This is a genomic window from Knoellia aerolata DSM 18566 (genome assembly GCF_000768695.1).
Classification (GTDB): Bacteria; Actinomycetota; Actinomycetes; order Actinomycetales; family Dermatophilaceae; genus Knoellia; species Knoellia aerolata.
Genome location: NZ_AVPL01000008.1, coordinates 28,016 through 42,086 on the forward strand (window position 1 = coordinate 28,016; position 14,071 = coordinate 42,086).

The window sequence follows — 14,071 nt, forward strand, 5'->3', positions numbered from 1 at the left end:
GGACACGGGTCGCCGGCGGGCGCGCACATCGAACGACACAGGAAGAGCAGGTGCGACATGGCTGCAACAGCCGTCAGCAACGACCGCGCGAAGTCCCTCGGCGTGGTCCTCGGGCAGATCGAGAAGCAGCACGGCAAGGGCGCGATCATGCGCCTCGGCGACGACGTGCGTCCCCCCATCGAGGTCATCCCCACCGGCTCGATCGCGCTCGACGTCGCGCTCGGCATCGGCGGCCTGCCCCGGGGCCGGGTCGTCGAGATCTACGGCCCGGAGAGCTCGGGCAAGACGACCGTCGCCCTGCACGCCGTGGCCAGCGCCCAGCGCGCGGGTGGCATCGCGGCGTTCATCGACGCCGAGCACGCCCTCGACCCGGAGTACGCCGCGAAGCTCGGCGTCGACACCGACAACCTGCTCGTGTCCCAGCCCGACACCGGTGAGCAGGCGCTCGAGATCGCCGACATGCTCATCCGCTCCGGCGCCCTCGACATCATCGTCATCGACTCCGTCGCCGCCCTCGTGCCGCGCGCCGAGATCGAGGGCGAGATGGGTGACAGCCACGTCGGCCTCCAGGCCCGGCTCATGAGCCAGGCCCTGCGCAAGATCACCGGCGCGCTCAACAACACCGGCACCACCGCGATCTTCATCAACCAGCTGCGCGAGAAGATCGGCGTGATGTTCGGCTCGCCCGAGACCACGACCGGTGGCAAGGCCCTGAAGTTCTACGCGTCCGTGCGTCTCGACGTCCGCCGCATCGAGACCCTCAAGGACGGCAGCGACCCCGTCGGCAACCGCACCCGGGTCAAGGTCGTCAAGAACAAGGTGGCGCCGCCGTTCAAGCAGGCCGAGTTCGACATCCTCTACGGCCAGGGCATCTCCCGTGAGGGCGGGCTCATCGACATGGGGGTCGAGCAGGGCTTCGTGCGCAAGGCCGGCGCCTGGTACACGTACGAGGGGGACCAGCTCGGCCAGGGCAAGGAGAACGCCCGCAACTTCCTCAAGGACAACCCCGACCTCTCCGACGAGATCGAGAAGAAGATCAAGGAGAAGCTCGGCATCGGCCCCCGGGTCGACACGCCGTTGGAGGCCGTCCCCGAGGTCCCGGTCGACTTCTGACCGGGCGACCGTTGACCGCTGCCCGGAGCTGACGCGATGACCTTCGCCGACGCGGACGCGCCGCCGCCCCCGTGGGCGGCGGCGCGACCTGACCTGCCGCCCCCGCCCCACCCCCCGCCCCCGTCGGCGAGCCCGGGCTTCGAGCCCGTGGGCAGCGAGCCGCTGGGGTACGGGTCGACCCGGCCCGGGACCGGCTCCTCGTCGTCGACGCCCGGCCGGTCGTCCACGTCACCGTCGACACGACGGGGGCAGCGGCGCGGGCAGGGACGAGGGGAGGGCCGAACGGGCCGAGACGGCGGGTCCCGACGCGGCCGTGCTGCACCGGCACCTCCGCCGCCGGACGCCGAGTCGACCGGCACCGAACCGGACGCGCACGACGTGGCGCGCCAGATCGTCCTGCGCCAGCTGACGAACTCGCCCAAGTCACGCGCCCAGCTCGAACAGGCGCTGGCACGACGCGAGTGCGACCCCGACGTCGCCTCCGCGGTCCTCGACCGCATGGAGGACGTCGGGCTGGTCGACGACGAGGCGTACGCGGGCATGCTCGTGCGATCGCAGCAGGCCGGTCGCGGGCTCGCCCGGCGCGCCCTGGCGCAGACGCTGCGCCAGAAGGGGGTGTCCGACGAGGTGGCAGAGGCCGTGCTCGAGGACGTCGACCCCGCGGACGAGGAGGAGCGCGCCCGGGCGCTCGTCGAGAAGCGCCTGCGCCGCCTGCACGGCCTCGACGCCACCGTGCAGACCCGGCGGCTCGCGGGCATGCTCGCCCGCAAGGGCTACCCCTCCGACGTCTCGATGCGCGTCATCCGTGAGGCGATCGCGGGGACGGCGGAGCACCAGCGGGACTGACGTCGGGCCCGAGGGGCCGGACCTGCCCTGACGTGGGCCGGCCGCGGGAGGGTCCGGGGGGCGTTGGCCTCACCCGGACGCCACGAAGGGCGAGGACCGTGTGGTCCTCGCCCTTCGCTCCCTCGGGTCGGTCAGACCTGGGACGGGACCTGAGCGATCGCCGAGATGTCGAACTCCAGCTTGACCTTCTCGCTGACCAGGACGCCGCCGGTCTCGAGGGCCGCGTTGAAGTTGAGGTTCCAGTCGGTGCGGTCGATGGTCGTCGAGCCCTCGAAGCCGATCCGGGTGTTGCCGTACGGGTCCTTGGCGGACCCGGTCTCCTCGAAGTCGATGGTGACGGGCTTGGTGACGCCGTTGATCGTCAGGTCACCGGTGATGGCCCACTCGGAGCCGTCGCGGGCCACGTCGGTGGAGACGAAGGTCAGCGTCGGGTGGTTCTCGATGTCGAAGAAGTCGGGGGTCTTGAGGTGACCGTCACGCTGCTCGCTGCCCGTGGTGACGGACGCGGCCTGGATGGTGACGTCGACCTTGGAGTTGGCCGGGGTGGCGGTGTCGACGTGGGCGGTGCCCTCGAACTCGTCGAAGTTGCCGCGGACCTTGGTGACCATGGCGTGGCGGGCGGAGAAGCCCAGACGCGAGTGGCTCGGGTCGAGGACGTAGTCGCCGGAGATGTCGGAGACGAAGCTCGACGACGCCTCGGTGGCGGCGGGCGCCGACGTCGGGGCGGGGGTGGTGGTCTTGGCGGTGCGGGTGAACAGTCCCATGATCAGTCCTTCGGTGGTAGTGGTTGAACCTTCAATCGATAGTCTGCACGACTTTGGTTGTCATGTCAACTATTGGACGAGGGGGCGGTGGGGGTGGGCACCTCGACGTCGGCGACGAGCCCTCGGACGGGGTCTGGTGCGGGTCGCCGCGGCGGGGGAGGCTGGGACCTCCGCACCCCGAAGGGAGGCCCTGGATGAGCGCTGGCACGCGTCACGGTTCCGACCCGGTCCCGGCAGGATCCGCCTCGTCCGGGGGTTCGTCGCAGACCGGTTTCCGGTGGGTCACCGACGGGGGCCTGGAGACGGACCTCATCTTCCGTCACGGGGTGGACCTGCCGTTGTTCGCCGCCCACCCGCTGCTGTCGGACCCGCACGGCCGGTCCCTGCTCACCTCCCACTACTCCGGCTTCGCCGAGGTGGCATGTGCCGCCGGTGCCGGGCTCCTCCTCGAGACGCCGACGTGGCGGGCCAGTCCGGACTGGGTGGCGGCCCTCGGCGGCTCGCTCGCCGACGTCCTCCAGGTCAACTTCGAGAGCATCGTCTTCCTCGCCGGTCTGGCGGAGAACCTCGGGGCGTCGGGACACCTCACCCGCTCGCGGACCAGGGTCGTGGGCGTCATCGGTCCGCGCGGTGACGGCGACATCCGCAGCGCGACCGGCTCCGCCGACGAGTTCGCCGCGTACCACTCCTTCCAGGTCGGCGCCTTCGCCGAAGCGGGAGCCGAGCGGGTCACCGCCTACACGCTCACGAGCGTCTCCGAGGCGGTGGGCGTGGTCCAGGCCGCCCGCGACCACGACCTCGAGGTCGCGATCTCGTTCACGGTGGAGACCGACGGGCGACTGCCCGACGGGACGCCGCTCGACGCGGCGGTCGAGTCCTTGTGGAGCCAGGCGCCGCCCGACGGCCTGCTCGTCAACTGCGCGCATCCGGCCCACGTCGCCGCCGCGCTCGACGAGGGTGACTCCTGGGCCGAGCGGGTCACCGGACTGCGGGTCAACGCCTCACGGCAGTCGCACGCCCAGCTCGACGCGGCCGAGGAGCTGGACGAGGGCGACCTCACCGACCTCGTGGCGGAACACCGGCGGCTGGAGGACCGGCTTCCCCGGCTGGAGATCGTGGGCGGGTGCTGCGGCACCGACGTCCGCCACGTCGCGGCCCTGTGGGGGGTCACCCCGTGATCGACCGACGGCGACCCCGCGGGGCGCCGAGGACCCACGCGCGCCCGGCCGCGTAGCGTCGGTCCTCGTGACGCACGAGCCCCTGCCCCGGTCCACCTCCGGATGAGATCCCGAGCGGCGCGGGTGGCTCGGCTCGCCGGCGCGGACCGCACGGCCCGCCGCAACGCCTGGCTGGCCGCGGTCCTGGCCCTGGTCGCGGGAACGCTCAACTCCGTGGGCTTCGTCGCCGTCTCGGTCTACACGTCGCACATGACCGGCATCACCGCCTCGATCGCCGACCAGCTCGTGCGGGGTTCTCTCGGGCTCGTCGTCATCGGGGTCGAGGCCCTCGCCTCCTTCGTCCTCGGGGCGATGACCTGTGCCCTGGTCTTCAACTGGGGTCGCCGTCGGGGGCTCCGGGGCAAGTTCGCGAACGTCCTGCTGCTCGAGGCCGTGCTCGTCCTCGCGTTCGGAGGGCTCGCCGACCAGCTCGTCTGGGAGCACCGTGGTCATGTCTTCGTCGTCGTCCTCTGCTTCACCATGGGTCTGCAGAACGCGACGATCACCAAGGTCTCCGACGCCCAGATCCGCACCACCCACGTGACCGGCATGGTCACCGACATCGGGATCGAGCTCGGCAAGCACCTCTACCGCAGCCGCATGCCCGGTGAGCCGCCCGTGCGTGCCGACCTGCGCAAGCTCGGCATGCTGGCCGGGCTCGTCACCCTCTTCCTCCTCGGAGGCGTGCTCGGTGCCGCGGGCTACCTCACCCTCGGCTTCCAGGTCCTCATCGTTCCGGCCCTCGTGCTCTTCGCTGTGGCCGTCCCGCCGGTGCTCACCGACCTGCGGCGTCGGTGAGGCCCCGTACCCTGTGAGGGCGATGACTGACCTCAAGACCTACGACGTGCGCACGCACGGCTGCCAGATGAACGTCCACGACTCCGAGCGCCTCGCCGGCCTCCTCGAGACCGCGGGCTACGTCGACCTGGCCAGTGTCCCCGCGCCCGAGCGCCCCGACACGGCCGACGTCGTCGTCTTCAACACCTGCGCCGTGCGCGAGAACGCCGACAACAAGCTCTACGGCAACCTCGGGCAGCTGCGCCCGGCCAAGACGAGCAACCCCGACATGCAGATCGCGGTCGGTGGCTGCCTGGCCCAGAAGGACCGCGCGACCATCGTCACGAAGGCGCCGTGGGTCGACGTCGTCTTCGGCACCCACAACATCGGCAGCCTGCCGGCCCTGCTGGACCGCGCCCGCCACAACAAGCGCGCCGAGGTCGAGATCCTCGAGTCCCTCGAGACCTTCCCCTCGACCCTCCCGACGCGCCGCGACTCCGCGTACGCCGCGTGGGTGTCCATCTCCGTCGGCTGCAACAACACCTGCACGTTCTGCATCGTCCCCAGCCTGCGCGGCAAGGAGACCGACCGCCGCCCGGGTGACGTCCTCGCCGAGATCCGGGCGCTCGTCGAGCAGGGCGTCGTCGAGGTCACCCTGCTCGGCCAGAACGTCAACACCTACGGCGTCGAGTTCGGCGACCGCCTGGCGTTCGGCAAGCTGCTGCGGGCCTGCGGCGAGATCGAGGGCCTCGAGCGGGTCCGGTTCACCAGCCCGCACCCGGCGGCCTTCACCGACGACGTCATCACGGCCATGGCGCAGACCCACAACGTGGCACCGAGCCTGCACATGCCCCTGCAGTCGGGCTCGGACCGCGTCCTCAAGGCCATGCGCCGCTCGTACCGCAGCGACCGGTTCCTCGGGATCATCGACCGGGTTCGCGACCAGATCCCGGACGCGGCGATCACGACCGACATCATCGTCGGCTTCCCCGGGGAGACCGAGGAGGACTTCGCCCAGACGCTGCGCGTCGTCGAGCAGTCGCGCTTCGCCAGCGCGTTCACCTTCCAGTACTCCATCCGTGCCGGCACGCCCGCGGCGACGATGGCCGACCAGGTGCCGAAGGCCGTCGTGCAGGAGCGGTTCGAGCGGCTCGTCGCCCTCCAGGACGAGGTGTCGTGGTCCGAGAACCGCGCCATCGAGGGCAGCACCGTCGAGGTGCTCGTTGCTCCCTCCGAGGGCCGCAAGGACCGCGAGACCGCCCGGATGAGCGGGCGTGCCCGCGACAACCGGCTCGTGCACTTCGCCGTGCCCGAGGGCGGCGAGGTCGCCCGCCCCGGCGACGTCGTCAGCGTCGACGTGACCTACGGGGCGCCCCACCACCTCGTCGCCGACGGCGCCCTCCACGGCGGGACCTACGCCGTGCGCCGCACCCCGGGCGGCGACGCCTGGGCGGGCCTCCAGGACGCCCCCGTCCCGGGCAAGCCCGCGGTCAGCCTCGGGATGCCCTCGATCGGCCGACCGGTGGCCTCGCCCCCCGCGCCGCCGGCCTGCGGGACCTGAGCCACCAGGCACCCGGCACCCGGCGCCATGGGCGGACCGGACCGGACGGCATACCCGCCCGCGACAGCACGAGGCCCCGGACCGCCTGGTCCGGGGCCTCGCGTGTGTCGAGGAGATCGAGGGTGCTACTCGGCCGGGGGGTTCTCACCCTCGCCGGAGCCGATGCGCTCGTCCGCCGCAGCCTGTCCCTGATCGATGTGCTCGGAGAACCGACCGCCCGAGGCGCCGTCGGCGAGGTCGCCGCCGCGCTCCAGACCTTGGTCGCTGAATTCCTCGAGCTTGTCAGGGTTGTCCGCGGCCAGACTCTCCGCCTTCTCCTTGGCACTGTCAAAGAAACTCAAGGGGGCTCCTCTCTCTGGGCAACAGGGGTCCGCTCCCGGGGGAGCGGTCCACCCACCATGGACCTGTTGACCCACCGGCGCAAGGGGAGGTCGTGGGACGGCCCGCGGATTTGCGACACTGGACCCATGACGATCCGCCCCATCACCATCACCGGCGAGCCGGTGCTGCACCGCCGCGCCGAGCCGGTCGAGGTCATCGACGACGGCATTCGCGAGCTCGTGGCCGACATGTTCGAGACGATGGACGCCGCCCGTGGTGTCGGGCTGGCCGCTCCGCAGGTCGGCGTGGGGCTGCGGATCTTCACGTGGCAGATGGACAACCACGACGGCATCCCCGTTCGTGGCGTCGTCATCAACCCGTTCGTCTCGGCGGCCAAGCCGGTCGTCGGGGACCCCAGCCCGCAGGACGAGTCCGAGGGCTGCCTCTCCGTGCCCGGCGAGTCGTTCCCCCTGCGCCGGGGCGAGTCCGCCACGCTCACCGGGCTCGACCTCGACGGCAACGAGGTCTCGTACGCCGCGACCGGCTGGTTCGCGCGGATGTTCCAGCACGAGTACGACCACCTCAACGGCTTCCTCTACGTCGACCGTCTCCAGGGCAAGTGGGCGCGCAAGGCGAAGAAGGCGGTCAAGGCGCAGGGGTGGGGCACGCCGGGCCTGACCTGGATGCCCGGCGTCGACCGTGACCCGTTCGGCCACGACGACGAGGACGAGTACGACGACGACGAGGTGATCGCCGAGGGCGGGCACGCCCGCTCCGAGGACGAACTTGCCCGCTGACGGCCCGCTCGTCATCGCGGTCGTCGGGCCGACCGCCAGCGGCAAGTCCGAGCTGGCCCTTCGGCTGGCCGAGGCGGTCGGCGGCGAGGTGGTCGGCGCCGACGCCATGCAGCTCTACCGCGGCATGGACATCGGCACCGCGAAGCTTCCCCTGGCGCAGCGGCGCGGCGTCCCGCACCACCAGATCGACGTCCTCGACGTCACCGACGAGGCGACGATCGCCGCGTACCAGGTGGCCGCCCGCAGGTCGGTCGCCGACGTCCGCGGTCGCGGCCTCCACCCCGTCGTGGCGGGGGGGTCCGGGCTCTACGTCCGAGCCGCCCTCGACCACCTCGAGATCCCGCCGACCGACCCGGAGGTGCGGGCGCGGCTCGAGGCCGAGGCGGAGGCGCAGGGTCCTGCGCCGCTGTTCGCCCTGTTGACGGAGCGTGATCCCGTTGCGGCAGGACGCATCGGGCCACACAACGTGCGCCGGGTGATCCGGGCGCTCGAGGTCGTCGAGATCACCGGACGGCCGTTCAGTGCGACGATGCCGGAACGGCGCCATCTGCTGCCCACCGCCGTGCTCGGACTGCGCCCGCCTCGTGAGCTGCTCGACCTCCGCATCGACAGCCGGGTCGAGCAGATGTGGCGGGAGGGCCTCGTCGACGAGGTGCGCTCGCTCGTCCCCCACGGCATCCGGCGCGGACGCACGGCCTCCCGTGCACTCGGCTACGCCCAGGCGCTGGCGCAGCTCGACGGCACCATGACGCGGGACCGGGCGATCGCCGAGACGGCCCAGGCCACCCGGCGCTACGCGCGGCGCCAGGAGTCGTGGTTCCGTCCGGACCCGCGGATCCACTGGGTCGACCCCGGCGGCGCCGGCGCGCTCGACGACGCCGTGGCGTGGGTCGAGAAGGCGATCGCCGACAATGGCTGACATGACGACCTGGCGCTTCACCAAGGGGCACGGCACCGAGAACGACTTCGTCCTCGTGCCCGACCTCGACGCGCGCCTCGACGTCGACGCCGAGATGGCCCGCAGCCTCGCCGACCGCCGCGCCGGGATCGGGGCGGACGGCGTCATCCGCGTCGTCCCCACGGCATCGGCCACTGAGGAGTCGGTGCGCGCCATGGCCGAGCGCGCCCCGTGGTTCATGGACTACCGCAACGCGGACGGGTCCGTCGCCGAGATGTGCGGCAACGGCACCCGCGTCTTCGCTGCCTACCTGCGTCGTGAAGGCCTCGAGGGGGCGGACGAGTTCGAGATCGCCACCCGTGGGGGCATCAAGGGCATCCGCATCGAGGGCGAGATGATCGCGACGAACATGGGCAGGTGGCGCTTCCTCGACCCGGACCGCGCCGCGGCGGACGGCTTCGACTCCCTCGTCCACGTCGACGGGGGCGACGAGCCCTGGTCGGCGCTGTCGGTCGACCTGGGCAACCCGCACACGGTCGTGGCCCTGCCCGAGACGGTCGTGCTCGCCGACGTCGACCTGACCCGTGCGCCACACGTGAAGCCCGATCCGTCGAACGGCACCAACGTCGAGCTCGTGCGGGTCCTCGGCGACGCCCACATCGCCATGCGCGTGCACGAACGAGGCGTGGGTGAGACCCGCTCGTGCGGTACCGGCGTCTGTGCGGCTGCCCTGGCGACCAGCTTCTGGGCCGGTGACGCCGAACCCACCCGCGACTGGACGGTCGACGTGCCGGGCGGCCGGCTGCGGGTGCGGGCGCTTCCCGGCCACCAGGTCGAGCTCGCCGGCCCTGCTGCCCTCATCGCCGACGGCACCGTGGACCTCTCCGCCCTCTGAGCGGTCCCGCTACCGCGCCCCTGCGTCCACCCGGAGGACGCGGAAGCCCTTGGCGGACCCCTGGCGACCACACGGCATACCGAGCTCGGCCTCGATCCAGCGTTGGAGGCTGTCGGACCCCAGGTTGCGCTGGACGACGAGGTAGGCCGACCCGCCGGGGGCGAGCCGGGGCAGCCACTCGCGCAGCAGGTCGTGCAGGGCCGCCTTGCCGATGCGGATCGGCGGGTTGGACCAGATGAGGTCGTATGCCGCGTCGCTCGGCACCGCGTCGGGGGTCACCGCGCGCACGTGGTCGAGGCCGAGGGCCTGCGCGTTGCGGGCGAGGAGGTCGACGCTGCGCTCGTTGACGTCGACCCCGAGGACGTCGGCGTGCTCGGACAGCAGGCCCAGGGTCAGGGCGATGGGCCCCCACCCGCAGCCGAGGTCGAGGAAGCGGCCGGAGGGTGGGGGGTCGGGGACCTCGTCGAAGAGGACGGCCGTCCCCTTGTCGACCCCGCCGGGGCTGAAGATGCCCGGGGCGACCTCGACCGTGACCGCGCGGCCCGCGAGGGTGACGTCGAGCGGCCGGCGCTCGTCCGGGCTGGCCGGGGACGCGGTGAAGTAGTGGTCCACCGAATCCGTTCGCCCCGAGCTGGTCATAGATGAGACCCTAGACGGAACATGACTGAGCGACACCACATCCTCTCCGGCCAGGCCGACGCCCTCTCCGACCCCGACGTCGACTCCGACGGGTTCCTGGTCGACGGTGACGACGACGACGAGGCCCCTCTCGCCCTCTACGACGGCGACCAGCTCGAGCGCGAGGAACGCGCGGCGCTGCGCCGGGTCGCGGGCCTGTCCACCGAGCTCGAGGACGTCACCGAGGTCGAGTACCGCCAGCTGCGGCTCGAGCGCGTCGTCCTCGCGAGCGTCTGGTGCGACGGCACGCTCGTCGACGCCGAGAACTCCATGCGTGAGCTCGCGGCACTCGCCGAGACCGCGGGGGCCGAGGTCCTCGAGGGCGTCATGCAGCGCCGGCAGAAGCCCGACACGGCGACCTACCTCGGCAAGGGCAAGGCCGAGGAGCTGCACGACCTCGTCGTCTCCGAGGGAGCCGACACCGTCATCTGCGACACCGAGCTCGCCCCCAGCCAGCGGCGCGCGCTCGAGGACGTCGTCAAGGTCAAGGTCATCGACCGGACCGCGCTCATCCTCGACATCTTCGCTCAGCACGCCAAGAGCCGTGAGGGCAAGGCCCAGGTCGAGCTCGCCCAGCTCCAGTACCTCCTCCCGCGCCTGCGCGGCTGGGGTGAGTCGATGTCGCGCCAGGCCGGTGGACAGGCCGCCGGCGGCCAGGGCATGGGCTCGCGCGGACCGGGTGAGACCAAGATCGAGCTCGACCGTCGACGGATCAACACCCGCGTCGCCAAGCTCAAGCGCGACATCGCCGGGATGAAGACCCACCGCGACACCAAGCGAGGGAGCCGACGGTCCAACGGCATCCCCAGCGTCGCCATCGCGGGCTACACCAACGCGGGCAAGTCCTCGATCCTCAACCGGCTCACCGGGGCCGGCGTCCTCGTCCAGAACCAGCTGTTCGCGACGCTCGACCCGACGGTCCGGCGCAGCGAGACCCCGGACGGGCGCGAGTTCACCTTCACCGACACGGTCGGGTTCGTCCGCCAGCTCCCGCACCAGCTCGTCGAGGCCTTCCGCTCCACCCTCGAGGAGGTCGCCGAGTCCGACCTGCTGCTCCACGTGGTCGACGGGTCGCACCCGGACCCCGAGGGCCAGATCTCGGCCGTGCGCGCGGTCCTCGCCGACGTCGACGCCACCGACGTCAAGGAGGTCATCGTCGTCAACAAGGCCGACATCGCCGACCCCGAGGTCGTCGACCGGATCCTGCGCCAGGAGAGGCACGCGATCGCGGTCTCCGCCCGCACCGGTGCGGGGTTCGACGCCCTGCGCGCCCTCATCGGCGACGAGCTGCCGCAGCCGGACATCGACGTCGAGGTCCTCCTTCCGTACGACCGGGGCGACCTCGTGAGCCGCCTCCACGAGGAGGGCGAGATCCTCGCCAGCGAGCACGTCGGCGAGGGCACCCGGGTCACCGCCCGCGTCAACGCCGACCTCGCGGCCGAGCTGTCGGGCTACCGCGCCTGACCCGTCCGCTTGGTGCCGAACTCGCCAATTCCCCCACTCGGTCCGCGACACGCCGTGTGCCCAACGGGGGAATTGGCGAGTTCGGCACGGGACCCGGGGGTGAGGGTCGGGGTGTGGGGTGGGGTCAGAGGCGGCGGAGGCCGGTGGTCACGAGGACGAGCTCGCCGGCGGCGTCGCTCGCGTCGAGGTCGACGACGGCCTCGATGACCCAGTCGCGGTCGTCGGCCGGGTCGGCGAGCACCTGCCGGACCCGCCAGATGCGGTGCTCCTCGTCGTCGTCCAGACCGGGGACGTGGTCCTTGGCCGGCTCGACCTGGAGCAGCGAGGGTCCGCGCGCGTCGGCATCGACGCCGATCGAGCCGTGCTCGTCCCAGTACGCACCGAGCGCGGCGTCCCACGCGCCGAGGTCCATGACGACGGATCGGCCGTCCTCGGGCACGACCACCGACGACACCTCGAGCCGGGCGAGCGCCTCGATGTCGTCGAGCGACGCGAGCTCGGCCCGACGCCACATCGCCTGCCGCACCATGGCCCGGAACGCCCGCTCGTTGGCCGTGACCGGTCGCGGCGGCGGCGGCGCCTCGCCGTGGGCGGCGACCGCGTTGCGCACCGACTCGGGGTCGGTGAGTGCCGCCCACTCGTCGATGAGCGAGGAGTCGGTCTGGCGGATCGTCTCCCCGAGCCAGTCGATGAGGGTGTCGAGCTCCTCACCCCGGTGGGAGTCCGGGACGGTCTGGCGCAGCGTGCGATAGGCGTCGGAGAGGTAGCGCAGCACCACACCCTCCGAGCGGGTGAGGCCGTAGCGGCGGATGAGGTCGCCGAAGCTCATCGCCTGCTCCCACATCTCGCGGACGATGCTCTTGGGGTCGAGGGCGTCGTCCCGGAGCCACGGGTGGGTCTGCCGGTAGGTCTCGTATGCCGGCTCCAGCAGGTCGAGGAGCGGGCGCGGCCAGGTGATCTCCTCGACGATGGCCGTGCGCTCGTCGTACTCGACGCCCTCCGCCTTGAGCTCGGCGATCCGCTCGCCGCGGGCGGACCACTGCTGGGCGCGCAGGACCGGGCGGGGTGAGTCGAGCACCGCCTCGACGATGGACACGGTGTCGAGGGCGCGGGTGGGGGAGTCCGGGTCGAGCAGGTCGAAGGCCGCCAGGGCGAAGTGCGCCAACGGCTGGTTGAGCGCGAAGTCCGCCGGCAGGTCGACGGTGAGGTCGACGGTGCGGCCGTCCGGACCGGGCTCGGGGAGGCGGACGATGACGCCCGAGTCGAGCAGGGACCGCCCGAGGTGGATCGCCCGGCGGGCGAGCCGAGCCTGCCCCGCGAGGCTCTCGTGGTTGTCGCGGGTGAGCCGGCTGACCGCGGCCACCGGGTCGCCGGGCCGGGCCATGAGGGCGAGCAGCATCGAGTTGTCCATCCGCATCCGGGGCGTCAGTGCCTCGGGCTCGCTGGCGACGAGCTTGTCGAACGTCTGCTCGGTCCACACGATCGAGCCCTCCGGGGCCTTGCGGCGCTGGACCTTGCGCAGCTTCTTGGGGTCGTCGCCCGCCTTGGCGATGTTGCGCTCGTTCTCGATGACGTGCGGGGGTGCCTGCACGACGACCGAGCCGCTCGTGTCGAAGCCGGCCCGCCCGGCCCGCCCGGCGATCTGGTGGAACTCACGCGAGCGGAAGATCCGGTCCCGCTGGCCGTCGAACTTCGCCAGTCCGGTGAACAGGACGGTGCGGATCGGGACGTTGATGCCGACGCCGAGGGTGTCGGTCCCCGCGATGACCTTGAGCAGCCCCGCCTGGGCGAGCTGCTCGACGATCCGGCGGTAGCGGGGGAGCAGCCCGGCGTGGTGGACGCCGATGCCGCGGCGCAGCAGGCCGGACAGGGTCCGTCCGAAGCCGGCGGCGAAGCGCACGGTCGCGAGGCGGTCCGCGATCTGCGCCTTCTCGTCGGCGGTGAGCAGCCGGAGGTTCGTCAGCGACGCCGCGTGCTCCGCGGCGAGCTGCTGCGTGGGGTGGACGACGTAGACCGGCGCCTGGTGCGTCGTGACGATCTCCTCGACCGTCTCGGCGAGGGGCGTCAGCGACCACGCGAACGACAGCGGAACCGGCCGTTCGGCCGTCGTGACGACCGACACGTCCCGCCCGGTGCGCCGGGTGAGGTCCTCGGTGATGCGCGCCATGTCGCCGAGCGTCGCCGACATGAGCAGGAACTGTGCCTGCGGCAGCTCCAGCAGCGGCACCTGCCACGCCCACCCGCGCTGCCCGTCGGCGTAGTAGTGGAACTCGTCCATGACCACCATGCCGACGTCCGCCGACGAGCCTTCTCGCAGAGCGATGTTGGCGAGCACCTCGGCGGTGCAGCAGATGATCGGGGCGTCGGCGTTGACCGCGGCGTCGCCGGTGAGCAGGCCGACGTTCTCGGCACCGAAGACCTCGCAGAGCGCGAAGAACTTCTCGTTGACGAGGGCCTTGATGGGCGCGGTGTAGAAGCTGACCCGGTCGCCGGCGAGGGCGGCGAAGTGGGCCGCGACACCGACGAGGGACTTGCCAGAGCCGGTGGGGGTGGCGAGCACGACGTGGCGTCCCGTGACGACCTCGATCACGGCCTCGTCCTGGTGGGGGTACAGGGCGATGCCGGAGTCCTGCGCCCAACCGGTGAAGACGGCATACAGCTCGTCGGCGTCGGTGGTCACGGAACCCAGTGCGCGGTCGGCCAACGGGTGTGAAGTCATCGCCTGCATCCTCCCACTGCT

General features: G+C 71.9%; 12 protein-coding genes and 1 pseudogene. 9 read left to right on the forward strand and 4 right to left on the reverse strand.

Annotation, left to right across the window (positions count from 1 at the left end):
- Positions 1–57 precede the first annotated feature (57 nt).
- Together recA and N801_RS05105 are read left to right on the forward strand one after the other, a co-directional pair.
- Positions 58–1,056 (forward strand): annotated as a pseudogene (gene recA / locus N801_RS05100) (recombinase RecA); the annotation flags it as partial.
- 435 nt (positions 1,057–1,491) lie between these two features.
- Entirely contained in the window at positions 1,492–1,959 is a 468-nt protein-coding gene (locus N801_RS05105) for a regulatory protein RecX (protein WP_035933838.1), read from the forward strand.
- Positions 1,960–2,090: 131 nt separating this feature from the next.
- Here the strand turns inward: N801_RS05105 and N801_RS05110 are convergent, their stop codons facing one another.
- Positions 2,091–2,723, reverse strand: coding sequence for a YceI family protein (locus N801_RS05110; protein WP_035933850.1), 633 nt, complete (start codon positions 2,721–2,723; stop codon positions 2,091–2,093).
- Positions 2,724–2,917: 194 nt separating this feature from the next.
- Here N801_RS05110 and N801_RS05115 point away from each other — a divergent pair, with 194 nt between their 5' ends.
- From N801_RS05115 to miaB, 3 genes are all read left to right on the forward strand, one after another.
- Positions 2,918–3,901, forward strand: coding sequence for a homocysteine S-methyltransferase family protein (locus N801_RS05115; RefSeq protein WP_084108246.1), 984 nt, complete (start codon positions 2,918–2,920; stop codon positions 3,899–3,901).
- A 102-nt stretch (positions 3,902–4,003) separates the two neighbouring features.
- The gene (locus N801_RS05120) at positions 4,004–4,738 is read left to right on the forward strand and encodes a YoaK family protein (protein ID WP_035933859.1); all 735 of its coding nucleotides are present in this window, start codon (positions 4,004–4,006) and stop codon (positions 4,736–4,738) included.
- Between the two features lie 22 nt (positions 4,739–4,760).
- Positions 4,761–6,278 (forward strand): tRNA (N6-isopentenyl adenosine(37)-C2)-methylthiotransferase MiaB, encoded by a 1,518-nt coding sequence (gene miaB, locus N801_RS05125; protein ID WP_035933868.1) that lies wholly within the window; start codon positions 4,761–4,763, stop codon positions 6,276–6,278.
- Between the two features lie 125 nt (positions 6,279–6,403).
- Here miaB and N801_RS05130 read toward each other — a convergent pair whose 3' ends face one another.
- On the reverse strand, positions 6,404–6,619 hold the full coding sequence (locus tag N801_RS05130; protein ID WP_035933877.1) for an antitoxin: 216 nt from the start codon (positions 6,617–6,619) through the stop codon (positions 6,404–6,406).
- Positions 6,620–6,745: 126 nt separating this feature from the next.
- Between N801_RS05130 and def the strand changes: the two genes are divergently transcribed.
- The 3 genes from def to dapF are packed head-to-tail and all read left to right on the forward strand — an operon-like array spanning position 6,746 to position 9,189.
- Complete coding sequence (def, locus tag N801_RS05135; protein WP_035933879.1) at positions 6,746–7,396, forward strand: peptide deformylase; 651 nt, start codon at positions 6,746–6,748, stop codon at positions 7,394–7,396.
- The gene (miaA, locus tag N801_RS05140; RefSeq protein ID WP_035933889.1) at positions 7,386–8,315 is read left to right on the forward strand and encodes a tRNA (adenosine(37)-N6)-dimethylallyltransferase MiaA; all 930 of its coding nucleotides are present in this window, start codon (positions 7,386–7,388) and stop codon (positions 8,313–8,315) included. The genes def and miaA overlap by 11 nt, the downstream gene beginning before the upstream one ends.
- A complete protein-coding gene (dapF, locus tag N801_RS05145) occupies positions 8,308–9,189 on the forward strand; it encodes a diaminopimelate epimerase (RefSeq protein ID WP_084108249.1) in 882 nt (293 codons plus the stop codon). Before miaA ends, dapF begins: the two co-directional genes overlap by 8 nt.
- A 9-nt stretch (positions 9,190–9,198) precedes the next feature.
- On the opposite strand, the gene N801_RS05150 is transcribed toward dapF, so the two are convergent.
- Positions 9,199–9,828 (reverse strand): class I SAM-dependent methyltransferase, encoded by a 630-nt coding sequence (locus N801_RS05150; protein ID WP_035933907.1) that lies wholly within the window; start codon positions 9,826–9,828, stop codon positions 9,199–9,201.
- 21 nt (positions 9,829–9,849) lie between these two features.
- On the opposite strand from N801_RS05150, the gene hflX reads away from it, so the two are divergent.
- On the forward strand, positions 9,850–11,331 hold the full coding sequence (gene hflX, locus N801_RS05155; RefSeq protein ID WP_035933913.1) for a GTPase HflX: 1,482 nt from the start codon (positions 9,850–9,852) through the stop codon (positions 11,329–11,331).
- Between the two features lie 124 nt (positions 11,332–11,455).
- Here the strand turns inward: hflX and N801_RS05160 are convergent, their stop codons facing one another.
- Positions 11,456–14,050, reverse strand: a complete 2,595-nt coding sequence (locus N801_RS05160) for a DEAD/DEAH box helicase (RefSeq protein ID WP_035933922.1) — start codon at positions 14,048–14,050, stop codon at positions 11,456–11,458.
- Positions 14,051–14,071: the final 21 nt, after the last annotated feature.

Coding starts and splice junctions, on each gene's coding strand:
- N801_RS05150 (WP_035933907.1), bottom strand. CDS start 9,828: ATGACCAGCTCGGGGCGAACGGATTCGGTGGACCACTACTTCACCGCG.
- def (WP_035933879.1), top strand. CDS start 6,746: ATGACGATCCGCCCCATCACCATCACCGGCGAGCCGGTGCTGCACCGC.
- dapF (WP_084108249.1), top strand. CDS start 8,308: ATGGCTGACATGACGACCTGGCGCTTCACCAAGGGGCACGGCACCGAG.
- hflX (WP_035933913.1), top strand. CDS start 9,850: ATGACTGAGCGACACCACATCCTCTCCGGCCAGGCCGACGCCCTCTCC.
- N801_RS05120 (WP_035933859.1), top strand. CDS start 4,004: ATGAGATCCCGAGCGGCGCGGGTGGCTCGGCTCGCCGGCGCGGACCGC.
- miaB (WP_035933868.1), top strand. CDS start 4,761: ATGACTGACCTCAAGACCTACGACGTGCGCACGCACGGCTGCCAGATG.
- N801_RS05110 (WP_035933850.1), bottom strand. CDS start 2,723: ATGGGACTGTTCACCCGCACCGCCAAGACCACCACCCCCGCCCCGACG.
- N801_RS05160 (WP_035933922.1), bottom strand. CDS start 14,050: ATGACTTCACACCCGTTGGCCGACCGCGCACTGGGTTCCGTGACCACC.
- N801_RS05115 (WP_084108246.1), top strand. CDS start 2,918: ATGAGCGCTGGCACGCGTCACGGTTCCGACCCGGTCCCGGCAGGATCC.